Origin of the sequence: Vibrio sp. 10N.222.49.C9, assembly GCF_041474985.1 — a bacterium.
Lineage (GTDB): Bacteria > Pseudomonadota > Gammaproteobacteria > Enterobacterales > Vibrionaceae > Vibrio > Vibrio crassostreae_C.
In genome coordinates this window covers 1-331 of the sequence record NZ_JBFRVD010000299.1, presented here as the reverse complement: position 1 = coordinate 331, position 331 = coordinate 1, and the positions used below count along the sequence as shown (strand labels likewise).

Genomic DNA, 331 nt, shown 5'->3' with positions numbered 1-331 from the left:
CACTGTCACCATTGTCGTCGTTATCACCATTGTCGCCATCACCTGGCACTTGCGGTTTATCACCAGCGCAATCAGGATGAGACGGCAGGGTTTCACACAAACACTCTGGCGACCAAGGATCAAAAATACATTGATCGATACAGTCGTCATGCCAAGGATTCAAATCACAGAAGTCCATACAGCTTGGGTCTTGAGGGTTAGCCTCACAGAATGAAAGCAAAACATGCACCGTAAACGGCAGTGCTTCTACACCATCTATACCCAAGTCAATTTGAGCTTCTATAGTTTGATGGAACTCAACAAACTGATTGCGATTGAGTAGCAACTTCAC

The 331-nt window shown here is 45.6% G+C and carries 1 protein-coding gene; it reads right to left on the bottom strand.

Annotated elements, in window-relative coordinates; all coding sequences use genetic code 11:
• Positions 1-331: hypothetical protein (locus tag AB4585_RS23225; protein ID WP_372171145.1), on the bottom strand; the 331-nt coding region annotated here is incomplete at both ends.